Consider the following 21112-nt stretch of genomic DNA (forward strand, 5'->3'; position numbering starts at 1 on the left):
GGGGCCGTCGCGGACTCAGCAGACGATCGGCTTCACCCAGGAACACTCCATGCCCTCGGGCGTGCGCGGCGTCTCCGGCGCCGCCGGCGGCGCCACCCGCGCCGTGGTCACGCTCTTCTCCGTGTACGACGCCAGCGCGATGGCGATCTGGTCCTCCAGCCCCTTCACCGAGGAGGCCAGGTAGTTGTTGAGCACGATCGAGAAGGCCAGCACCCGGCCGTCGGCGTCGGTGACGTAGCCGGAGAGGCCGGAGACCCCGGTCAGGCTGCCGGTCTTGGCGTGCACGTTGTTGGCCGCCGGGGTGCCGCGCATCCGGCTGCGCAACGTGCCGCCGACGAATCGCTCGGCGTTGCCGGCGATCGGCAGGGCCGCGTACCAGGTGTCGAACCAGGGCTCCTGCCGGACCGCGGCGAGCAGGGCGGTGAACTGGGCCGGCGGGATCAGGTTGCGCCGGGACAGCCCGGAGCCGTCACGCTGGCGCAGCCTGCCGGTGTCCATGCCGGTGTCGGCGACGTACTCGCTGATCGCAGTGAGCCCCGCGGTCCAGGTGCCGGAGCCGGAGATGACCCGGCCGATCTCCTTGGTCAGCACCTCGGCGTGCCCGTTGTTGGAGAGCTTGAGGAACGGCACCATCAGCTCGGCGAGGATCATCGAGTCGTGCCGGGCGACGGTCGCCGCCCCGTCCGGGGTGGCCCGGCCGAGCACCGTACGCCCGAGCACCCGGACCCCGTGCCGGCGCAGCGCGGTACGGAAGACGTCGGCGGCGTACCCGGTCGGCTCCCAGACCGTCATCCAGTCGCTGGACGGCGCGTCGCCGACGGCGATCCGGCCGGTGACCACGATGGTGTTGCTCCCGTGCTCCCGCTCGAAGGAGATGGTGCTCTCGCCGTCGGCCACCGTCTCGGCCCGGTTGTCGATCCGGACGTAGTCGTTGGGCGGGGTCATCGTGACCACCGGCGGCGAGCCGGCGGTGGCGGCCGGGGCGGCGTGCACGATCGCGGTGCCGGCGTCGTAGTCGGTGTCCGGCGCGACGGTCAGCGCGGAGACCTGCGCGGCGTAGTAGTACGACTCGTCGTCCCAGGTCCAGTCCGGACCGAGCCGGGTGCGGTCGTACCGGGTGTCGTCGGCGACCAGGTTGCCGGTGACCACCCGTACGCCGTCCGCCGCGACCTGGGCGGCGAGCGCGTCGTAGTCGGCGGCGAGCATGGTCGGGTCACCGCCCCCGCGCAGGTAGAGGTCGCCGGAGACCAGGCCGGCCCGGCGGGTGCCGTCGGTCCGCACGTCGGTGGTGAACCGGTGCCCGGGGCCGAGCAGTTCCAGCGCCGCGGTCGAGGTGAGCAGCTTGGTGTTGGAGGCGGGCACCAGGCGGCGGTCGCCGTTGCGGTCGTAGAGCGTCGCGCCGGTGGCGGTGTCCCTGACGACCACCCCGGCCTGCGCCCCGTCGAGCCGGGCGTCGGCGAGGATCGCGTCGATCGTGGCGTGCAGCCGGGTCGCGGCCGGGGTCGGTGATTCGGCGGTGGCGGGGGGCGCGCCGGCGGCGGCCGCGGTGGCGACCAGCGCCACCAGCGCCAACGTCCGGGGAAAGAGACGACGATGCATGTGCTGACGCTGCCACGGAGATTTCCGCCAGGCAATACTCTGCGCCGAAGGTTTTCTACCTAAACCGCCGCCCCGCCCCGTCTAAGGCACGCTCGAGCCTGGCCGCCCTCCCGCGCAGACCTTCATCCCCGCCCCGAAGGGCGGGGCACCGGCCGCATCTTGGTGGCCGTTGGCGCCGAGTGCACCGGTCTGGTCCACCATGTCCCCCCAGGCGGACCCCGGATGACGAAGCGCCCACCGAAGAAATCCAGCAGCAGGGAGTCGAGGAACTCCGCGGCGTACCGTCTGGCGTCGTCCATGCGCTCAGCGTATGAACGATCACGGGGCCGAGGAGCCGAAACGTGAAAGCCTCCGCCGGCGGCCACAGACCCCGCTCTATTTGACGGACGCCCCCGCAGGGGGCACCGTGGGTAATGAGGGCCGTGCGAGACGCCCCGATCCGCCGGGCGATGACCGATTCGCCGTCAGGCGTGCGTCCGACTTCCGCGCGACGTCCCGATCCCGAGAAAACCACGAGGAGTTCTGCCATGCTCACCATGACCGACAACGCCGTGCTCGTGATCCACGACCTCGCCGCGCAGCAGGGCGTCCTCGAGGACGGCGGGCTGCGGATCGCGGCCGACACCGATGCGGGCTCGCTCAGCATCGAGCTGGTGCCCGAGCCGGCGCAGGGCGACCAGGTGGTCGCCACCGAGGGTGCCCGCATCTTCCTCGACGGCGACGCCGCCGAGCTGCTCAACGACACCTCCGTCGACGCGGTCGTCGACGACGAGGGCGTGGTGCAGTTCGGCTTCACCGAGAAGGAGTGACTCAGCCGGCCCGCCGGGTCTCGCCGCCCCGGTGCGGCCGGACCGGCCGGCTGCGGTCCTCCTCGTCCCGCCACGGCCCGGGCCGCGCGCCACGGGTCGTACGGTCCAGCGCTCCCAGCACGTGCGCCAGGTGGTGGGAGGTGCTCCACGCCGCCCAGTTGGTCGGCGAACCGGCGCCGGCCGCCCGGCGGGCCCGGCGCAGCAGCTCGTGGTCGCCCCAGGAGAAGCCCGCCCCGTCCGGCGGCCAGTGCGGGGCGGCGACCAGGGTGCGGCACAGGTCGGCGAAGCGCTCGTCGCCCCGGCCGCCCCGCCGCGACCAGCGGTACACCCACCATGCGCCGTCGGTGGTGTACCGCACGGTGGGCAGCCGGTCGCCCGGCCCCTCGCCGCCGGGCGGCGCCGGGGCGACGCCGTAGTCGCCGTACCCGACGCCGAGGTCGGCCAGGCGTTGCCAGAGCAGCCAGTCCCAGCGGTCCAGGCGGACCGGCTCGTCGGTGGGGAGCCGGGACAGCGTCGGCGGCATCCCGCCGGCCGCCACCGTCACCGTCCGCCAGGCGTGCCGGCGTGCCCAGTCGACCAGCCGCCGCAGCCGGGGCTCGGCCACCCGCAGGTCGGCCGGGCAGCACACGTCCCCGGCGTCGATGAGCAGGTCGCACTGCTCCGGCACCAGGCGGGCGTACCGCCAGATCCGCTCCGCCGCCGCCGTGGTCGCGTCCGGCCCGGCCCGGTCCTGGCCGGCCCGCAGCCGGACCACCGCCCGCCGGGCGTGCGCCTGCGCCGCCACCCCGTGCGCCACCAGCCGCCGGTCACTCTCCGCGAGCCCGATCACCGGCACCACCGGTACGCCCCAGCGGGCCAGCTCGGTCTCCGGCACGTCGGGCAGAGCGGAGACGTCGACCGCCGGGAGTAGCCCGGCCGGCAGCCGGCCGAGCAGGTCGAGCACGCAGCCGTCGACGGTGGAGATCTCGAGGACCGGAGCGACGAGCGGGGCCGAGGCGCTGTCCAGATGACCAAGCGCCTCCAGTTCGCCCCGCCGGCTGGCGAGGATGGGGCGGTAGACCGATCCCGCCACCCGGCCCCCGTGGGTGGGCACCATACTTCAATGTAACGAGACATTCGTCCCCGTCACAGGGTCGAAAGTCCAGGGAAATGCGGAAACCGTTGGGGGAAGCGGGTTCCCCGGAGCCCGCCCGGGTCGCCCGTTCCGCGTCGGGCATTGATCCGCTGGCGGTGCTGGCCCGAGCGTCGGTGCGAAACGGTGCCCACACGGGCGCACGGCGCCGCACGACCATGGGTCGTCACGTCGCCGCGCTCCGGCCGTCTCCCACCACCGCAGCCATCCGGCGGTACGGCAGCGGGGACCTGGCTCGACCTGCGCTGTTCGCGCCGGTCAGAGTGGTCGATGCCCGTTCCGTCGGGGGTCAAACCTCACCCGGCTGGGGAATTCCACCATGTGCGAGTCCCGGCGTGATCCGGCTCCCTGCCGGGTATGAGCGCGCCATGGAGCATTTCACGATCGCGACCGTCGCCCAGAAGAGCCCGGATTTCCGGCGGGTGCTCTGGACCGGTGAGAAGACCCAGCTGGTGATCATGACCATTCCGCCAGGCGGCGAGATCGGCGAGGAGGTGCACGACGGGATCGACCAGATCCTGACCTTCGTCAGCGGCACGGGGGAGGCCCGGGTCGCCGGCGAGACGAAGGAGGTCGCCCAGGGCGACCTGGTGGTCGTACCGGCCGGGACGAAGCACAACTTCGTCAACACCGGGCCGAACCCGCTGGTCCTCTACACGGTCTACGGTCCGCCGGAGCACGCCGACCAGGCGGTGCACCGGACCAAGGAGGAGGCCGACGCCGCTGAGGCGGCCGGGCAGGACGAGCCGCCGACCGCCTGACACCGGGACGGCCCGGCCTGAACCGGGCCGCCCCGGGTACCCGGGGCGGGTGGACCAGCCGCCGATCTCCGACTACGCGTTCCTCTCCGACTGCCGTTCCGGCGCGCTGGTCGGCCGGGACGGCTCGATCGACTGGTGGTGTCCGGACCGCTTCGACTCGTCCTCGGTCTTCGGCCGGCTGCTCGACCCGGACGCGGGGTACTGGCGGCTCGCGCCGCTGGGCCCGGGGCGGGTGGAGCGGTCGTACCACCCGGACACGCTGGTCCTGCGCACCGTCCACCACACTCCGCAGGGCAGTGTCGCGGTCACCGACGCGCTCGCCGCCGAGTTGGGCGCCCGGAGCCACGAGCTGGGGATGAACTCGCCGGCGGTGCTGCTGCGGATGGTCGAGGGGCTCAGCGGCCAGGTCCGGGTCGGCCTGGACTTCGCGCCCCGCCCGGAGTACGGCCTGCTCACCCCGTACCTGCACGAGCAGCCCGATGGCGCGGTGCTGGCCGCGGCCGGGCCGGTCACGCTGACCCTGCGCGGCACCGGCCTGACCCTGCGGGCCGACCGCGAACGGGTCCGGCACGAGTTCGAGGTGAGCGCCGGCGAGCGGGTCGGCTTCGACCTGGCGTACGCGCCCGTCTACGGCGGCCCGCCGCACCGGCTCGACCCGGACACCGCGCTCGCCGAGACCGTGCAGGCGTGGGAGGCGTACCGGGAGAGCCACCGCTACGCCGGCGAGTACGCCGACCCGGTCCGGCGCAGCGCCACCGTGCTCATCGGCCTGACGCATGCCCGCAGCGGCGCGGTCGCCGCCGCGCCGACCACCTCGCTGCCGGAGGTGATCGGCGGCGACCGCAACTACGACTACCGCTACTCCTGGCTGCGCGACTTCGCGATGACCATGCGCGCGCTCTGGGTGGCCGCCTGCCCCACCGAGGCCAACCGGCTCTTCGCCTGGGGGGCCCGCTCGATCGGCCGGGTCGGGGAGCAGCCGGTGCCGGTGCTGTTCGGGCTGGAGGGGGAGCGGGACCTCTCCGAGCACGTGTCCACCCATCTGCGCGGCTACGCCGGCAGCCGGCCGGTGCGGATCGGCAACGACGCCTGGCGGCAGCGGCAGCTCGACGTGCCCGGCGAGGTGATCTCGGCGGTCTGGCGGCTGCACGACTACCTGGGCGAGACCTTCGACGTGGAGCTGCGGGAGATGGTGGTCGGGCTGGCCGAGCAGGTCGCCGCGACCTGGCGGCTGCCGGACCGGGGGATGTGGGAGATCCGGGACGTCGAGCGGCACTACCTCACCTCCAAGGTGCTCTGCTGGCGGGCCCTGGACCGGGCGGTCGCGCTGGCGCCCCGGCTCGGCGAGCGGGCCGACGCGCCGCGCTGGGCGGCGATCCGGGACGAGATCCGCGAGACCGTGCTGCGGGAGGGCTGGAACGAGCGGATCGGCGCGTACACCGGGGCGTTCGGGTCGGCGGAGCTGGACGCCTCGGCGCTCTTCCTGCCGGTGGTGCACTTCCTGCCCGCCACCGACCCCCGGATGCGCTCGACCATCGAGGCGGTGGAGCGGGAGCTGGGCACCGCCGACGGGCTGGTGCGCCGCTGGAGCACCGACCCGGCCGGCTTCGTGCTCTGCTCGTTCTGGCTGGTGGAGTGCCTGGTGATGGCCGGCGAGCAGGAGCGGGCCCGGCGGCTGTTCGAGAAGGTGCTCGGGCATGCCAACGACGTCGGCCTCTTCGCCGAGCAGGTCGACCTGCGCACCGGTGCCCAGTTGGGCAACACCCCGCAGGCGCTGTCCCACATCGGGTTGATCAACGCCGCCTGGCGGCTGACCGACCCGGCCACCGCCTGACGCACCGACGACGGGTCCGGGGCGCCGGCCGGGTCAGATCACGGGTACGCCGGAGACGTCCACCGTCTCCGGATATTTCAGCCCCGCCCCGGTGTTGAGCACCACCACCCGTTCGCCGGCCCGGATCCAGCCACCGGCCCGCAGGTGCCGGGCCGCGGTCAGGCAGGCCGCGCCCTCCGGGCAGAGCAGCAGCCCCTCCCGGACGGCGAAGTCCCGCAGGTCGGCCAGGATCTCCGCGTCGTCGACGGCGAGCGCCGTACCACTGCTCTCCCGCAGCGCGGTCAGGATCAGCTCGTCGCCGAGCGGGGCCGGGACGGTGATCCCGAAGGCCACCGTATGCGCGTCCGCCCATGGCCGCGCCCGGTCCTCCCCAGCGGCGAAGGCCCGGACGATCGGGGCGCAGCCGGTGGACTGCACGGCCACCAGCCGGGGCAGCCGGTCCTCCGCCCAGCCCAGCTCGCGCAGCTCGTGCATCGCCTTGTGGATGCCGATCAGCCCGACGCCGCCGCCGGTGGGGTAGATGATCACGTCGGGCACCTGCCAGCCGAGCTGCTCGACGATCTCGTACCCCATGGTCTTCTTTCCCTCGAGCCGGTACGGCTCGCGCAGCGTGCCCGCGTCGAAGACCCCGCCGTCCGAGCCGGCGACCAGCTCGGCCACCCACCGGCCGGCGTCGCTGATCAGCCCGTCCACCAGGCGCAGGTCGGCACCGGCGGCCACGCACTCCCGGCGGCAGATGCTCGGGGCGTCCAGCGGCATCGCGATGGTCGCGCCGATGCCGGCCCGGGCCGCGTACGTCGCCCAGGCCGCCCCCGCGTTGCCGTTGGTCGGCATGGCGATCCGCTCGACGCCCAACTCCCGGGCCCGGCTCACGCCGACGGCGGCGCCGCGCGCCTTGAACGAGCCGGTCGGGGTGAGCCCCTCGTCCTTGACGATCAGGTCCGGGATGCCGATCTCGTGCCCGTACGCCGGGGCGCGCAGCAGCGGCGTCCAACCCTCGCCCAGTGTGGTGACGTGCCGTTCGTCGGCCACCGGCAGCAGCTCCCGGTATCGCCACAGGTCGGCGGGGCGCAGGCCGAACTGCTCCGGGGTGACCGCCGCGGCCACCGCCGCCAGGTCGTAGCGGGCCAGCAGCGGCGACCCGCACCCGCACAGGTTGGTCGGCTTGCCGGCGTCGTGCTCCCGGCCGCAGCGCGGGCACTCCAGGTGGGTCAGGTACACGATGCTCCTCGCCGTCAGGCCGCGTCGATGCTCAGCCAGCGCCGGCTGGCCCGGCCCGGCTCGTAGACCGAGTCCAACCGCTTCGCCACCACCCCGGGCAACCCCTGCTGCCGGGCCGTCTCGAGCGCCTCGGCGCCGGTGCCGGGGAACCACGGCGGAGTCTGCCAGTGCGGGCCGGCGGGCGCCAGACCGTCGAGCAGCTCCCGGCGCTGCGCGTACGGCACGTCGATGCTGGTCACGCCCTCCAGCCAGAGCAGGTCGACGACCATGAACTGGGCGTCCCGGGTGGCCCGGCCGGCGCGTGCCGGGTGAACCCGGCCGGCGGCGTCGACCCGGACCAGCACCCCGTCCAGCACCGCCTCGGTCGGCGCCAGCGCCTCGGCCAGCTCGCGCAGCCACGGGTACGCCCCGGTGATCTCCGCGCCCTCCGCGTCGAGCAGCCGCAGCCGGCCGCCGGAGACGTACGCCATCGCCCGGACGCCGTCCCAGCGCAGCTCGTACCCCCAGTCGGCCTGGTCCCTCGGCAGCCGGGCGGCCCTGGTCGGGCGCATCGGGGGGATCAGCTCCGGCATGCTCGTCCAGCCGGGCGGTGGCGGGTCGGTGCGCCGGACCATCCAGTCCCTGCCCTCCTTGCCGCCGGTGGCGAAGAGGACGTACCGGCCGTCGGTCCGCTCCCCGTCGAGCACCACGACCACCTCGTCGGCGCGCCACTTCTCGCAGCGGTAGGTGCCCCGGTCGTGGATGGTCATCCGCCCGCCGCCGTACTCGCCGGCCGGGATCTCGCCGGAGAAGTCGAGGTACTCCATCGGGTGGTCCTCGGTGTGCACGGCGAGGTGGTTGCGGCCGGTGTCCCGGGGCAGCCCGCGCGGCACCGCCCAGGAGGCGAGCACCCCCTCGTGCTCCAGCCGCAGGTCCCAGTGCAGCGAGCGGGCGTGGTGCTGCTGGATCACGAACCGGGCCGCGTCGCCGGCGGTCTTCTTCCTCCGTGCGGCCCGGCGCGGCACCGGCTCCGGGGTGCGGGCCGCGTCACGCTTGCGCCGGTACTCCTCCAGCGGGTCAGCCACACCGGCATTGTCCGGCACGCCGCCCGGACCCGCCGGTTGACCGGTTCCGGGGCATGTCGCCCACGATCACGGGTAGAACCGTCGGTATGGACCACGACCAGCCCAGCGTCCTGCTCCCCGGCGACGTGCGGATGCCGATGCTCGGCTTCGGCACCTGGCAGGCCACCGGCCAGGCCGGGTACGACGCGGTGCTGGCCGCCCTCGACGCCGGCTACCGGCACATCGACACCGCCACCATGTACGGCAACGAGAAGGAGGTGGGCCGGGCGGTCCAGGAGAGCGGGCTGCGCCGGGAGGACGTCTTCGTCACCACCAAGCTGCCCCCGGACCGGGTGGGCCGGGAACGGGAGACGATCGAGGCGAGCCTGCGCGCCCTCGACATGGAGTACGTCGACCTGTGGCTGATCCACTGGCCGCCGTCGTCACCGGCGGACAGCATCCCGATGTGGCGGGAACTGCTCGCCGCCCGGGACGAGAACCTGGTCCGCGCGGTCGGGGTGAGCAACTACAGCACCTCCGAGATCGACGAGCTGATCCAGGCGACCGAGGAGAACCCGGCGGTGAACCAGATCCGCTGGAGCCCGTCGCTCTACGACCGGCAGCGGCACGCCGAGCACCGCGACCGGGGCGTGGTGCTGGAGGGTTACAGCCCGTTCAAGACCAGCGACCTCGCCAACCCGGTGCTCACCCGGATCGCGGCCGCGCACGACGTCTCGCCGGCCCAGGTGGTGCTCCGCTGGCACATCGACCACGAGATCGTCGTCATCCCCAAGTCGGTGACCCCGGAGCGGATCCGCGCCAACTTCAACATCTGGCACTTCTCGCTGACCGCCGAGGAGATGCGCGACATCGACGCGCTCGGCAGCTGAGGCCGCGCGTCGGCGCGGAATGCTAGCTTCTCCGCCTCGGAAAGGGGGCGGGGCCATGGTGGTGCGGTTCGTGCGGGTCCTGACCCGCGTGCTGAAGACCGAATGGGCCGCCGACGTGCTGTTGCGCAAGCACGTCGACCCGGTGCTGCGGAGTCGGGGTTTCGTCCGCACGTCGAAGGTCTACCGGCGGTACGCGCCGAACGGCGACGCGGTCGTCGTCGAGTTCCAGGACTCGTCGTCCAGCACCGCCGACGAGTGGATCTTCTACGTCAACCTCGCCCTGGTGCCCGCGCCGTGGCTCGCCTGGTTGCAGGCGCCGCCGGGCGAGGCGCGGACCGGGGAGCCGCAGGCGTACGACGGGGTGCTGTCGACCCGGTTGAGCCGGCCCGAGGCGGGGCCCACGATCGCCCCGGAGCTGGCCATGGAGAGCCTGCTCCAGGGTCGGATTCCCACCGGGATGAGCATCGATGACCCGCAGCGCTGGACGGTCGACTCGCTGGCGTCTGCCCACGTGGCTGGTGCGAAGGTCGCCGAGCTGCTGACCGGGGCGATCGACGGTTTCACCGACCTGTTGGACCGTGCGGTGTTCAAGGATCGACTGCGGGGCGGCCTCCCCCTGCCCGGCTCGGGCCCCAGGAACAGTGCCCTGGTCGCGCTGCTGGTCGACGAAGGGCCGAGCCCGGAGCTGGACGACCTGTTTGCGGGTTTTTCGGGTCGCGCTGACGAATTCGTGGACTGGGCACGCCGGTACGCCTTTGCCGCCGTGACACCGACCTCGCGCTCGACGCCGCCACCCGCCGGCAGCTGAGGGTTGGTCGGAAACCTTCAGGCCCAGAGTCGAGAATGAAGGCTATCGACATAGATGAACATGGCGATGTAGCGTCACGGCCATCGATCCGTCGGATCTCCGTCATTCCCGGAGGACTGCCATGGCAACTGCCCGGCCCATCCACCTGCGGCGCCGAGGTGTGCTCGGCATACCGGCCCTGCTGGCCGCCGCCCTGACCACGGTCGCCCGACCCACCCCGGCAGCCGCCGCGCCGAGGGTCGAGTGCCTGGCCGACCTGCTCCAGGGGTCGTGATGGCCACCATTCCCTGGCTGGTGGACGTGCTGCGGGGCGCAGGGGTCCAGGTCGTCGTGGAGGGAGACTGGCTCAACCGGATGCGCCCGGGTTCCTTCGACCCGATCGGGGTGCTGTGGCACCACACCGCGGCCACCTCCAGCGCCAGCAACCCGCACCCGGCGCTCAACATCTGCATCAACGGCCGGTCGGACCTGCCGGGCCCGCTCTGCCAGGCCCTGGTCGACTACCACGGCGTCTTCCACGTCATCTCGGCCGGCCGGTGCAACCACGCCGGTACCAGCGGGGGCAGCGGGCCGATCCCCGCGGGCGACGGGAACACCCTGATGATCGGGTGGGAGATCGACTACAACGGGGTCAACCAGGAGATGACGGCCGCGCAGTACAACGCGTCGATCGCCGCCACCGCCGCCGTGCTCACCCGCCTCGGCAAGGACGCCAGCTACGCCCGGGGGCACCGCGAGACCAGCACCACCGGCAAGATCGACCCGTCCTTCATCGACCTGAACGTGATGCGGGCCGACGTCGCCGCGAAGATGGCCGGCGGGACGACGTGGAGCTCGGTGGTGGACAACGCCACCGCCGGCCGGTTCACCGCGAGCGCCAACTGGGGCGTCTCGACGTACTCCGGGCAGCGCTACGGTGCCGACTACCGCTACGCCGACCCGGTCGCGGCCAGCGATGCCGCCTGGTACAAGTTCAACGTCCCGGCCGCCGGCAACTACCGGGCCGACGCCTGGTGGCCGGCCAACTCCGGCTACAACGGCGCGACCCCGTACATCATCGCCACGACGACCGGCAACAAGACGGTCTACGTCGACCAGCGGGCGACCGGTGGGCAGTGGCGGATCCTCGGCACCTTCGCGCTGCCGGCGGGGGACGCCAACCGGGTGGCGGTCAGCCGGTGGAGTTCGAGCGGCGGGCTGGTCATCGCCGATGCCGTCCGGCTCACCCGGGTCTGACCGGCCCCCTGGGAACGGGGGCGGGGCGTGACCTTCCAGGTCACGCCCCGCTCGCCGTCCGGGGTCAGGTCCGGGTGCGGGCCCTGCCGTTGAGGGCGACGCGCGCCGGGCCGATCGGCCCTGGTGTGCGTCGATTGCACCGAGTAATGTCTTGCCTCCAACGCGTGCCGAACCCCTCCGGAGGCGTACACCACCATGGGTGGCTCCCCCCTGCGCATCCTCGTCGTCGGCGCGGGCATCGCCGGTCTGGCCGTGGCCCGGGCGCTGAGGATGGCGGGTTTCCGGCCGGACGTCACTGAGAAGCTGCCCCCGAACGAGCTGGTCGACACCGGCCTCTACCTGCCCGGCAACGCCGACCGGGCGCTGCGCCGGCTCGACCTGGACGGGCCGGTCCACCGGCTCGGGCGGGTGATCCACCGGCAGCGCTTCCTGGACGCCGCGGGCGCACCGCTCTGTGAGGTGGATCTCGACGCGCTCTGGGCCGGGGTCGGCGAGTGCCGCGCGCTGCCCCGCCGGGACCTCTACCAGGTGCTGCTCAGCGGGGCCGGCGGCGCGGTCCGGCACGGCGCCGAGGTCAGTGCCGTGGAGCTGCTGCCGGCCGGCGTCGCGGTCACCTTCACTGACGGCACCGGCGGCGAGTACGACCTGGTCATCGGCGCCGACGGCCCCCGCTCCGCGGTACGCACCCTGGCCGCGCTCGGCGGGCCGCCCCGCCCCGCCGGCCAGGTGGTCTACCGCGGCGTGGTGCGGGACGGGCCGGACGTCGCCGACTGGACGGCGCTGCTCGGGCAGCGCGCCGGCTTCCTGGTGGTGCCGATCGGGGCCGGCCGGCTGTACTGCTACGCCGACGAGGCCGGCACCGTCGCCCCGGCCGATCCGGTGGCCCGGCTGCGCGAACTCTTCGGCGACTACGGCGGCCCGGTGCCGGCGGTGCTGGAGGCGCTGCGCGACGTGCAGGTCGGCGTCACCGACGAGGTCGAGCTGGGCCGCTGGCACCACGGTCGGGTGCTGCTGGTCGGCGACGCCGCGCACGCCACCGCGCCGACGCTGAGCCAGGGCGCGGCGATGGCCCTCGAGGACGCGGTGGTGCTGGCCGAGTCGCTGAAGGCGGCCGGCAGCGTGGAGGCGGCGCTGGTGGCGTACGAGAGTCGCCGTCGCCCGCGTACCCGATGGGTGCGGGACCGGACCCGGGACCGCAACCGCACCCGCGACGTGCCGCCGGCGCTGCGCGACCCGCTGCTGCGCGGGCGCGGCGGACGGATCTTCCGGGAGCACTACCGGCTCCTGGTCGACCCGCTGTGACGCGGACCCGAACCCCGGCCAGTCTGCCGGACCACCCCGAGCGGCGTTGCCACCTGCCGGGGACTATCCTCCTTCCGGATGACGGCTCGCAGATAGAAGCGCGTGCCAAGCGGGACAACCGAGAACCGGAGGCCATTCGTGACCACCGTCGCACCCAAGCCGGTCGTGACCCGGCCATGGCCGGTCCGAGAGCCGGTCAAGGGGTCGGCCATCGCGCGGCTGCTGCGCACCACGGACGCGAAGCAGATCGGGATCATGTACATGGTCACCGCGTTCGCGTTCTTCATGATCGGTGGCCTGATGGCCCTGATCATGCGCGCCGAGCTGGCGCGGCCGGGGCTGCAGTTCCTGTCGCCCGAGCAGTACAACCAGCTGTTCACCATGCACGGCACGATCATGCTGCTGTTCTTCGCGACGCCGATCGTGTTCGCCTTCGGCAACTACATCGTGCCGCTGCAGATCGGCGCGCCGGACGTCTCCTTCCCCCGGCTGAACGCCTTCGCCTACTGGCTGTACCTGTTCGGCGGCACCATGGCCACCGCGGGCTTCATCGCCCCGGGCGGCGCCGCCGACTTCGGCTGGTTCGCGTACGTGCCGCTGAGCAGCGTGGAGCACTCGCCGGGTGTCGGCGCCAACATGTGGATCGTCGGCCTGGCCATCTCCGGTCTGGGCACCATCCTCGGCGCGGTCAACATGATCACCACGATCCTGACCCTGCGCGCGCCGGGCATGACCATGTTCCGGATGCCGATCTTCACCTGGAACCTGCTGGTCACCAGCCTGCTCGCGATCCTGGTCTTCCCGCTGCTGGCCGCCGCCCTCTTCGCGCTCGCCGCGGACCGGCTGATCGGCGCCCACGTGTACGACCCGGCCACCGGCGGGCCGATGCTCTGGCAGCACCTGTTCTGGTTCTTCGGGCACCCCGAGGTGTACATCATCGCGCTGCCGTTCTTCGGCATCATCAGCGAGGTCATCCCGGTCTTCTCCCGGAAGCCGATCTTCGGCTACAAGGGCCTGGTCGCCGCGACCATCTCCATCGCCGCGCTGTCGATGAGCGTCTGGGCGCACCACATGTTCGCCACCGGCCAGGTGCTGCTGCCCTTCTTCAGCTTCCTGAGCTTCCTGATCGCCGTGCCCACCGGTATGAAGTTCTTCAACTGGATCGGCACCATGTGGCGGGGGCAGATCAGCTTCGAGTCGCCGATGCTCTTCGCGGTCGGCTTCCTGGTGACCTTCCTCTTCGGTGGTCTCACCGGTGTGCTGCTGGCCAGCCCGCCGCTGGACTTCCACGTCTCCGACTCGTACTTCGTGGTGGCGCACTTCCACTACGTGCTCTTCGGCACCATCGTGTTCGCCGTCTTCTCCGGCATCTACTTCTGGTTCCCGAAGATGTTCGGCCGGATGCTCGACGAGCGCCTCGGCAAGCTGCACTTCTGGCTGACCATGATCGGCTTCCATACGACCTTCCTGATCCAGCACTGGCTGGGCAACGAGGGCTTCCCCCGCCGGTACGCCGACTACGCGCCTCAGGACGGCTTCACCACGCTGAACACCATCTCCACCATCGGCGCGTTCCTCACCGGTATCTCGACCCTGCCGTTCCTCTGGAACTGCTGGAAGTCGTACAAGACCGGCCCGGTGGTCGAGGTCGAGGACCCGTGGGGCCACGGCAACTCGCTCGAGTGGGCGACCAGCTCCCCGCCGCCGCTGCGGAACTTCGACCGGATGCCGCGGATCCGCTCCGAGCGGCCGGCCTTCGACCACAAGTTCCCGCAGCTGGCCGCCGGCGGCCAGAGCCTGGCCGGCCCGCCGGAGGGTGGCGCCAAGCCGCTGACCAGCGAGTCCAACGGTGGCGCCAGCTACCGGGAGGACACTGCCGGCAACCTCGACCAGCGCTGATCCTCCGTACGACACCGCGACGGGTGCCGCACCCCACCAGGGGTACGGCGCCCGCCGCCGTTTCCGGGGTACGGCCATCGAGCTGGCGGGTTGGCTGACGACGCAGAGCAACGTCCGTCGGAGCGGATCCTCGGATGAGCGGTATGACTGTCAGGCATAAATATGCTTCTGAGGTATATCGCTCCCCAGGCATACAGCCCTCCAGGCCGACACGCGTGCCCGGCCCCGCTGGCCCATGGGCCGCCACCGACCAGCCCTCGTCGTGCTCCCCGTGGCGCTGCCGCTCGGCGGAGGCAGCCAATTCGGGGGAAGGTGCTGCCCCGGCGGGGCCGCGACACAGCAATTTCCCCGAAAGTTGAGCGGATCTTGAGGGCGTCCCGGGGCCAGGCCGGGCCCGCGGCCCGCGGCCCGCGGCCCGCGGCCACATGCCGGGCCTGCAGCCCGGGGCCTGTGGCCGGCGGCGCGGTGCTGCCGGCTCCGCGATACCACCACTTCCGGGGCGCGAGGTTGCTCGGCGGGGCGGGCTCCGGCGCCGCACCGGGACCTCCGGCTGCCGGCGCAGCAGACCGCACCGGCGGGACACGCGGGGTGCCGGGGCCGGGCCGGCCCTGGCCCCGTCGCCGGTGAGCTGGTCAGGAGATGGCAGGCGCCAGGTCGGCGGGGGCGGCGGATTTGACCAGGTCGGGCTCGGCGGGGGCAGGCTCGACCGGGGCGGGCTCGGCGGCGGCCTGCCGGCGGTGGCGCAGCTCGACCGGGAGCACCGCGAGCGCCACCAGCAGCCCGACCGCGCCGGGCACCACGAAGCCCCAGAGCGGGGCGCTCGCGTCGATCACCGCGCCGGCCAGCGGCGCGCCCAGCGCGATGCCGACCGTGACGGCGGAGCCGTGCAGACCCATCGCCTCCCCGCGTACCCCGGCGGGAGCCAGCCGGCTGACCGCGTCGGAGGTGGCGGCGATCGTCGGAGCGCAGAGGGCGCCGGCCGGAATCAGCGCCAGGCAGAGCAGCCACCAGTGCCCGCCGCCCAGCCCCACCGGGATGGTGCAGAGGGCGAGCGCGGCCATCAGCGCCAGCGGGGAGAACGACCGGCTGACCGCCCCGTACCCGAAGCCACCGACCAGTGACGCGACCGCCCACATGCTGAGCACCGCGCCGGTCCAACCGACCTCGCCGCTGGCCCGCAGCACGGCGACCACCGCGACGTCGGTGCCGCCGAGCACCAGGGTGGCGGCGGTGCTCACCGCGAGCACGGCCAGCAGCCGCGGGGTGAGCCACTGGCGGCGGGGCACCCGGGGCTGCGGCCCGGCCGGCTCGTCGGCGCTGCGGGTGGGCGGGTTCAGCAGCCAGAGTGCCGCGCCGGAGGCGACGATGCCGGCGCCGACCAGCCAGAGCGTGGTCCGGGCGGAGACGGTGGTGGCCAGGGCGACCGCCAGCGCCGGCCCGACCATGAACGACAGCTCCACGGACATCGAGTCCAGCGCGTACGCCGGGCGGCGCCGCTCCGCCGGCACCATTGCGGCGATCGACTGGCGGATCACCGAGAAGATCGGCAGGGCGAGCAGCCCGGCCAGGAACGCGGCGGGTAGCAGCACCGGGAAGCTCAGCGCCGGGGCGCTGGCCCAGAACACCGCCTCGGCGACCGTCGTCAGGGCGAGCACCGGGCGCAGGCCGCGCCGGTCGACCACGCGGCCGAGCAGCGGCGAGCCGAGCGCGGCGCCCACCGTCAGCGCGGCGCCGACCAGGCCGGCCGCCCCGTAGCCGCGGCCGAGGTCGAGCACGACGAAGAAGGTCAGCGTCACCCCGGTCGCGGTGAGCGGGATGCGGGCCAGCACCGACACCAGCAGCAGCGGCCGAAGACCGGGCAGGGCAAGCGCCTGCCGGTAAGGCGTCAAGTTCATGATGGTCCGTACCTCCGGCGGCAATCCTCGACCGGGGTGTACGGCATCGGCAAGCGATTACCGGGTCAAGCGGCCCTGATCACAGGCTCGCCCCGCATGGCCACCCCGGCGCCCTCCATCGCCCGCAGCGCCACGTCGAGGGTGTGCGGCGCCACGGCGGCGGTCAGGTCGAGCAGCACGGTGGTGCCGAACCCCTCCCGGGCGGCGTCCAGCGCGGTGGCCCGTACGCAGTGGTCGGTGGCGATGCCCACCAGGTCGACCCGGTCCACGTCGTGCCGGCGCAACCAGTCGGTCAGGCACTCGCCGCCCTCGGCATGCCCCTCGAAGCCCGAGTACGCCGCTGCGTACTCGCCCTTGTGGAAGATCGCCTCGACCCGGTCGATCTTCAGATCGGGGTGGAACTCGCTGCCGGCGGTGCCGACCACGCAGTGCCGCGGCCAGCATTCGACGTAGTCCGGCGGATCGCCGAAGTGCGCACCCGGGTCGACGTGGTAGTCCTTGGTGGCGACCACGTGGTCCCAGCGCTGCGGCTCGGCGGCGAGCAGCCGGGAGATGCCGGCGGCGACGCCGGCGCCCCCGGCGACGGCGAGGGAGCCGCCCTCGCAGAAGTCGTTCTGCACGTCCACGATGATCAGGGCGTTGGCCATCGGTGCACTCCTCTCGGACTTCTCAGGCGGCGGGTACGACGGTCACCGGGATCGCGGGGTCCCCGCCGGAGAGCTTCAGTCCCTCCCACGGGATCGAGATCAGGCCCTGCCGCAGGTGCTCGCGGGACTCCTCCAGCGACGGCAGCGCCATCGGTTCCCCGTCGACGACGAAGGAGCGCTGCAACGGCCGGTCGTTGGGCTGCCGGTCCGGCACCCCCTGCGGCACGATGACCTCCTCGGTGGCGGTGCCGGTCGGCTTGTGCCGGCGTACCGCCACCTTCCGGCCGCCGATGGTGGCCTTGTGCTCGGAGCGCTTGACCACCGGGCGCCCGTCCACCTCGACCAGCTTGTAGACCAGCCCGGCGGTGGGCGCGCCGGAGCCGGTGACCACGGCGGTGCCGGCGCCGTACATGTCGACCGGTTCGGCGGCGAGTGAGGCGATGGCGTACTCGTCGAGATCGCCGGAGACGATGATCTTCGTCTCGGTGGCGCCGAGCGAGTCGAGCAGCTCCCGGGACTGCTGGGCGATCACCGCGAGGTCGCCGGAGTCGATCCGGACGGCGCGCAGCTCCGGCCCGGCCACCTCGATCGCGTTGCGGATGCCCTGGCTGATGTCGTACGTGTCGACCAGCAGCGTGGTGTCCTTGCCCAGCGTGGCGACCTGCGAGGCGAACGCCGCCTTCTCGTCGTCGTGCAGCAGGGTGAAGGCGTGCGCGGCGGTGCCGGCGGTCGGGATGCCGTACCGCTGGCCGGCGGCCAGGTTGGAGGTGAACCGGAAGCCGGCCAGGTACGCGGCCCGGGCCGCGGCCACCGCCGCCTCCTCGTGCGCCCGCCGGGCACCCATCTCGATCAGGGCCCGACCGCGGGCCGCGGTGACCATCCGGGCGGCGGCCGCCGCGACCGCGCTGTCGTGGTTGAGCACCGACAGCACCAGCGTCTCCAGCACCACGCACTCGGCGAAGCCGCCGGAGACGGTGAGGATCGGGGAGTTGGGGAAGAAGAGCTCGCCCTCGGCGTACCCGTCGACGTCGCCGGTGAAGCGGTAGTTGGTCAGCCACTCGGCGCCCCGGTCGTCGACCACGCCGGTGCGGCGCAGGAACTCGACCTCGTCGGCGTGGAAGCGGAAGTCCCGGATCATCTCCACCAGTCGCCCGGTGCCGGCGACCACCCCGTAGCGCCGACCGGCCGGAAGCCGCCGGGTGAACACCTCGAAGACGCAGCGGCGGTCGGCGGTGCCGTCCCGCAGGGCGGCGCTGACCATGGTCAGCTCGTAGTGGTCGGTCAGCAGCGCGGGGCGAAGGGGGCTCACGACCCCAGCCTAGAGTTCACGCCGGTTCGCCGCCGTCGTGGCCCGGGTAGGACCGCAGCGCCGCGCGCAGCTCGGCCCGCCCGGTGATGCCGAGCTTGCTGTAGACCCGCTGCAGGTGGTTCTCCACGGTGCGGGTGGACAGGAAGAGCCGCTCGGCGATGATCCGGCTGGTCACTCCCTCGGCCGCGAGCCCGGCGATCTCGAGCTCCCGGTCGGTCAGCGCCGGCAGCAGGGCGTCCAGCGCCGGGGTACGGACCGCGTCGCAGCGGCCGAGCAGGGCGCCGAGCCGCCGGTGCGCGGCGCTGGCCGAGCCTGACCGCTCCCGCCGCAGCTCGCGCAGCGCCGTCGCGGCCGCCTCGGCCGCCCAGACCGGCAGGTCCAGCGCGGCGAGCCCGTCGGCAACCTCCAGCAGGGCCGCGCCGTCGCCGTCGACGGTGGCCCGGGCGTACCGGGCGAGCAGCGGCGCCAGCACCCCGTCGACCCGTTCGGAGAGTTCGCTCAGCCGCTGCGCCACCGTGCGCCGGCTGCCGTCGGTGCAGGTCGGCCCGACCGGGGCGGTCGCCTGCCCGAGCCGGACCAGGTCGTGCAGGACCAGCACCTCGTGCCCGGCGAAGCCGTCGGCGCGCAGCCGGTCGGCCAGTTCGCCGAGGTGCTTGGCCGCGCCCGGCAGGTCGCCGCCGGCCAGCAGCACCGCGCCGCGGGCCTGCTCCAGCCACGGGTAGAGCACCGCCATCCCGGGCGCGTGGGTCCGGTCGGCCTCGGCCATCGCCTCGGCGGCGTGCCCGGTCTCGCCGCGCAGCGCCGCGGCCTGGGCCCGCTCGGCGTGCGCGAGACCTGCGTAGACCCGGCTGGTGGCGAGCACCGCACAGGCCCCGAGGCTGAGCATGAGCGCCTCGCTGCTGCGGCCCCGCAGCCGCGCCGCGTACGCCTGGAGGATCGCCAGGTAGCCGGTGCCGAGCCGGAAGTCGCTGGCGCCGGCCTGGTCGGCGAACTCGTCGGCCACGATCGCGTCGATGCCGGCCAGGTCGCCGGCGAGCGCCAGCCGGGTGCCCCGGGCCAGTTCCATGGCGAGTTGCAAATAGGGCATGTCGGCGCGCCAGTTCGGCGCCTCCGCCGCCACCCGGGCGATCGCCGTGGCGCTGGGCCGGAACTGCCCGCGCGCGGCTTCCAAGTGGGCGATCGTGCAGCGGGCCAGCTCCCGGGCCGCCGCGCAGGCCGCCGGGCGGTCCAGCACCGAGCGGCTCAGCCGCAGCGCCGTACCGGTGTCCAGCCCGTGCAGCCGCATGATCGCCTCGAAGGCGCGGACCCGGGCCTGGTCGCCCGGATCGGTGAGCTCGGCGCCCTGCCGGGCGATCTCGTCCACGGTGGACTGTCGGCTCAACCCCCAATAGCTCACCATGCCGCGGACGGTCAGCCAGCGGCTGCGCCGCCGGTCGCCGTGGACCTCCGCGGCCACCGAGTCGAGCACCCGCAGCGCCTCGTCCGGCCGGTCGCCGAACATCAGGATGGTGGCGAGCAGCTCCGCGGCGTCGAAGCCGCCGCCGGCGTCGAGCGCCGCGCGGGCCAGCCGGGTCGCCAGGGGTACGTCGTACCGGGTGAACGCCTGGACGGCCGCGCCGACCAGCTGCCTGGCGTCCTGCGCGGTGCCGGAGTCGAGCCGCCACACCGCCACCCGCAGCAGGTCGCCGCGGCGCCGGGCGCCCACCTGCTCCAGCAGTTCGGCCAGGTGCGCCTGCAACCGCCGGGTGCGGCTGACCGGGCAGCGTCGGCGCATCATCTCGCCGTAGAGCGGATGGGCCAGCCGGATGTCGCGCCGCCGGTCGTCCCGGTCCACCGAGATCAGTCCGCGCTCCTCGGCGGTCTCCACGTCGGACGGCTCGGCGGCCTGGTTGAGCAGGTGCAGGCCGAGGGGCTCGCCGAACGCGACCAGCTCCAGCACGGCGCGGACCCCGGCGTCGAGCCGGCCGATCCGGGTGTCGATCAGGTCGGTCAGGCTGGGGGCGAGCTCCAGCCGGCCGGTCCACCGCCAGACCCCGTACGTGCGGACCAGTTCGCCGCTGTCGGCGGCGGACAGCACCAGCTCGCGCAGGAGCAGCGGGTTGCCGGCGGAGACCCGGAACAGCCGCTCGGCCGAGCTGGCGTCGACCGGACCGTCCAGGATGGCGGCGAGCAGGTCGGTGGTCTCGGCCAAACCGAGCGGGGCCAGTTCGGCGTGGTCGACCAGGTCGTCGGTCCACAGCGCCCGGATCGGCAGCGGGATCTGCTCGCCGTTGCGCAGCGTCCCGAGCACGGTGGTGTTCTCCGCGCCGGCGAGCAGGTGGACCAGCGCGGCCGACGGCGGATCGAGCAGATGGGCGTCGTCGATGGCGAGCACGATGGGCCGCCCGGCGGCCTGCTCCCGCAGCACCTCCACCCCCCAGCGCAGCACCCCGGCGGGGGAGAGGCCCTGTGGCTGGGACGCGGGGAGCACCTGGGCCAGGCCGCCGAAGGGCAGCGCGGCGGTGGCGGCGCTGGCGGCCACGGACCAGATCGCGTAGCGGTCGGTGGGCAGCGCGGCCACTCCTTCGCGCAGCAGCCGGCTCTTGCCGACGCCCGCGCTGCCGCTGAGGAGCAGTCCGCGCCCCTCCGGGCCGCCGACCGCCGACAACAGATGGTTGAGTTCATCTGTTCGGCCGACGAAGTCCCACCGACTCATCCGAGCAGCATATCGACGGTAATCCGTGGCGC

General features: G+C 73.5%; 18 protein-coding genes. 9 read left to right on the forward strand and 9 right to left on the reverse strand.

Annotated features, from left to right (window positions below; all coding sequences use genetic code 11):
- Nucleotides 1–15: 15 nt before the first annotated feature.
- Entirely contained in the window at nucleotides 16–1599 is a 1584-nt protein-coding gene (gene dacB, locus ACLQ2U_RS18000) for a D-alanyl-D-alanine carboxypeptidase/D-alanyl-D-alanine endopeptidase (protein ID WP_425751825.1), read from the reverse strand.
- A gap of 122 nt (nucleotides 1600–1721) precedes the next feature.
- Nucleotides 1722–1898 (reverse strand): hypothetical protein, encoded by a 177-nt coding sequence (locus ACLQ2U_RS18005; protein WP_425751826.1) that lies wholly within the window; start codon nucleotides 1896–1898, stop codon nucleotides 1722–1724.
- A 228-nt stretch (nucleotides 1899–2126) separates the two neighbouring features.
- Between ACLQ2U_RS18005 and ACLQ2U_RS18010 the strand changes: the two genes are divergently transcribed.
- The gene (locus ACLQ2U_RS18010; protein ID WP_425751827.1) at nucleotides 2127–2408 is read left to right on the forward strand and encodes an iron-sulfur cluster biosynthesis family protein; all 282 of its coding nucleotides are present in this window, start codon (nucleotides 2127–2129) and stop codon (nucleotides 2406–2408) included.
- 1 nt (nucleotide 2409) lies between these two features.
- Here the strand turns inward: ACLQ2U_RS18010 and ACLQ2U_RS18015 are convergent, their stop codons facing one another.
- Nucleotides 2410–3504, reverse strand: coding sequence for a beta family protein (locus ACLQ2U_RS18015; RefSeq protein ID WP_425751828.1), 1095 nt, complete (start codon nucleotides 3502–3504; stop codon nucleotides 2410–2412).
- 404 nt (nucleotides 3505–3908) lie between these two features.
- Here ACLQ2U_RS18015 and ACLQ2U_RS18020 point away from each other — a divergent pair, with 404 nt between their 5' ends.
- Together ACLQ2U_RS18020 and ACLQ2U_RS18025 are read left to right on the forward strand one after the other, a co-directional pair.
- Nucleotides 3909–4301 carry a cupin domain-containing protein gene (locus tag ACLQ2U_RS18020; RefSeq protein ID WP_425751829.1) on the forward strand — a complete coding sequence of 131 codons (393 nt, stop codon included), beginning with the start codon at nucleotides 3909–3911 and terminating at the stop codon, nucleotides 4299–4301.
- A gap of 49 nt (nucleotides 4302–4350) precedes the next feature.
- The gene (locus ACLQ2U_RS18025; RefSeq protein WP_425751830.1) at nucleotides 4351–6135 is read left to right on the forward strand and encodes a glycoside hydrolase family 15 protein; all 1785 of its coding nucleotides are present in this window, start codon (nucleotides 4351–4353) and stop codon (nucleotides 6133–6135) included.
- A 33-nt stretch (nucleotides 6136–6168) separates the two neighbouring features.
- Here ACLQ2U_RS18025 and ACLQ2U_RS18030 read toward each other — a convergent pair whose 3' ends face one another.
- Complete coding sequence (locus tag ACLQ2U_RS18030) at nucleotides 6169–7356, reverse strand: threonine synthase (RefSeq protein ID WP_425751831.1); 1188 nt, start codon at nucleotides 7354–7356, stop codon at nucleotides 6169–6171.
- A 14-nt stretch (nucleotides 7357–7370) separates the two neighbouring features.
- Nucleotides 7371–8420 (reverse strand): DNA polymerase ligase N-terminal domain-containing protein, encoded by a 1050-nt coding sequence (locus tag ACLQ2U_RS18035; protein ID WP_425751832.1) that lies wholly within the window; start codon nucleotides 8418–8420, stop codon nucleotides 7371–7373.
- An 86-nt stretch (nucleotides 8421–8506) separates the two neighbouring features.
- Between ACLQ2U_RS18035 and ACLQ2U_RS18040 the strand changes: the two genes are divergently transcribed.
- From ACLQ2U_RS18040 to ctaD, 6 genes are all read left to right on the forward strand, one after another.
- Entirely contained in the window at nucleotides 8507–9289 is a 783-nt protein-coding gene (locus ACLQ2U_RS18040; RefSeq protein WP_425751833.1) for an aldo/keto reductase, read from the forward strand.
- A 55-nt stretch (nucleotides 9290–9344) separates the two neighbouring features.
- A complete protein-coding gene (locus ACLQ2U_RS18045; RefSeq protein ID WP_425751834.1) occupies nucleotides 9345–10097 on the forward strand; it encodes a DUF4304 domain-containing protein in 753 nt (250 codons plus the stop codon).
- Nucleotides 10098–10218: 121 nt separating this feature from the next.
- On the forward strand, nucleotides 10219–10371 hold the full coding sequence (locus tag ACLQ2U_RS18050; protein ID WP_425751835.1) for a hypothetical protein: 153 nt from the start codon (nucleotides 10219–10221) through the stop codon (nucleotides 10369–10371).
- Complete coding sequence (locus tag ACLQ2U_RS18055) at nucleotides 10371–11333, forward strand: N-acetylmuramoyl-L-alanine amidase (RefSeq protein ID WP_425751836.1); 963 nt, start codon at nucleotides 10371–10373, stop codon at nucleotides 11331–11333. The genes ACLQ2U_RS18050 and ACLQ2U_RS18055 overlap by 1 nt, the downstream gene beginning before the upstream one ends.
- Before the next feature lie 195 nt (nucleotides 11334–11528).
- Nucleotides 11529–12635, forward strand: coding sequence for an FAD-dependent monooxygenase (locus ACLQ2U_RS18060; protein ID WP_425751837.1), 1107 nt, complete (start codon nucleotides 11529–11531; stop codon nucleotides 12633–12635).
- Nucleotides 12636–12773: 138 nt separating this feature from the next.
- The gene (ctaD, locus tag ACLQ2U_RS18065; protein WP_425751838.1) at nucleotides 12774–14534 is read left to right on the forward strand and encodes a cytochrome c oxidase subunit I; all 1761 of its coding nucleotides are present in this window, start codon (nucleotides 12774–12776) and stop codon (nucleotides 14532–14534) included.
- A gap of 632 nt (nucleotides 14535–15166) precedes the next feature.
- Here the strand turns inward: ctaD and ACLQ2U_RS18070 are convergent.
- Genes ACLQ2U_RS18070 through ACLQ2U_RS18085 form a run of 4 tightly spaced genes read right to left on the reverse strand, consistent with a single transcriptional unit; the run spans nucleotide 15167 to nucleotide 21080 of the window.
- Nucleotides 15167–16453, reverse strand: coding sequence for an MFS transporter (locus ACLQ2U_RS18070; protein ID WP_425751839.1), 1287 nt, complete (start codon nucleotides 16451–16453; stop codon nucleotides 15167–15169).
- 41 nt (nucleotides 16454–16494) lie between these two features.
- On the reverse strand, nucleotides 16495–17076 hold the full coding sequence (locus tag ACLQ2U_RS18075) for an isochorismatase family protein (RefSeq protein WP_425751840.1): 582 nt from the start codon (nucleotides 17074–17076) through the stop codon (nucleotides 16495–16497).
- 22 nt (nucleotides 17077–17098) lie between these two features.
- Nucleotides 17099–18385 carry a nicotinate phosphoribosyltransferase gene (locus ACLQ2U_RS18080; protein WP_425751841.1) on the reverse strand — a complete coding sequence of 429 codons (1287 nt, stop codon included), beginning with the start codon at nucleotides 18383–18385 and terminating at the stop codon, nucleotides 17099–17101.
- A gap of 16 nt (nucleotides 18386–18401) precedes the next feature.
- Complete coding sequence (locus ACLQ2U_RS18085) at nucleotides 18402–21080, reverse strand: LuxR C-terminal-related transcriptional regulator (RefSeq protein WP_425751842.1); 2679 nt, start codon at nucleotides 21078–21080, stop codon at nucleotides 18402–18404.
- Nucleotides 21081–21112 lie beyond the last annotated feature (32 nt).

The sequence above is a fragment of the Micromonospora sp. DT47 genome, assembly GCF_049844475.1.
Classification (GTDB): Bacteria; Actinomycetota; Actinomycetes; order Mycobacteriales; family Micromonosporaceae; genus Micromonospora.

Coding starts and splice junctions, on each gene's coding strand:
- ACLQ2U_RS18020 (WP_425751829.1), top strand. CDS start 3,909: ATGGAGCATTTCACGATCGCGACCGTCGCCCAGAAGAGCCCGGATTTC.
- ACLQ2U_RS18010 (WP_425751827.1), top strand. CDS start 2,127: ATGCTCACCATGACCGACAACGCCGTGCTCGTGATCCACGACCTCGCC.
- ACLQ2U_RS18075 (WP_425751840.1), bottom strand. CDS start 17,076: ATGGCCAACGCCCTGATCATCGTGGACGTGCAGAACGACTTCTGCGAG.
- ACLQ2U_RS18005 (WP_425751826.1), bottom strand. CDS start 1,898: ATGGACGACGCCAGACGGTACGCCGCGGAGTTCCTCGACTCCCTGCTG.
- dacB (WP_425751825.1), bottom strand. CDS start 1,599: ATGCATCGTCGTCTCTTTCCCCGGACGTTGGCGCTGGTGGCGCTGGTC.
- ACLQ2U_RS18015 (WP_425751828.1), bottom strand. CDS start 3,504: ATGGTGCCCACCCACGGGGGCCGGGTGGCGGGATCGGTCTACCGCCCC.
- ACLQ2U_RS18040 (WP_425751833.1), top strand. CDS start 8,507: ATGGACCACGACCAGCCCAGCGTCCTGCTCCCCGGCGACGTGCGGATG.
- ACLQ2U_RS18045 (WP_425751834.1), top strand. CDS start 9,345: ATGGTGGTGCGGTTCGTGCGGGTCCTGACCCGCGTGCTGAAGACCGAA.
- ACLQ2U_RS18060 (WP_425751837.1), top strand. CDS start 11,529: ATGGGTGGCTCCCCCCTGCGCATCCTCGTCGTCGGCGCGGGCATCGCC.
- ACLQ2U_RS18055 (WP_425751836.1), top strand. CDS start 10,371: ATGGCCACCATTCCCTGGCTGGTGGACGTGCTGCGGGGCGCAGGGGTC.
- ACLQ2U_RS18085 (WP_425751842.1), bottom strand. CDS start 21,080: ATGAGTCGGTGGGACTTCGTCGGCCGAACAGATGAACTCAACCATCTG.
- ACLQ2U_RS18050 (WP_425751835.1), top strand. CDS start 10,219: ATGGCAACTGCCCGGCCCATCCACCTGCGGCGCCGAGGTGTGCTCGGC.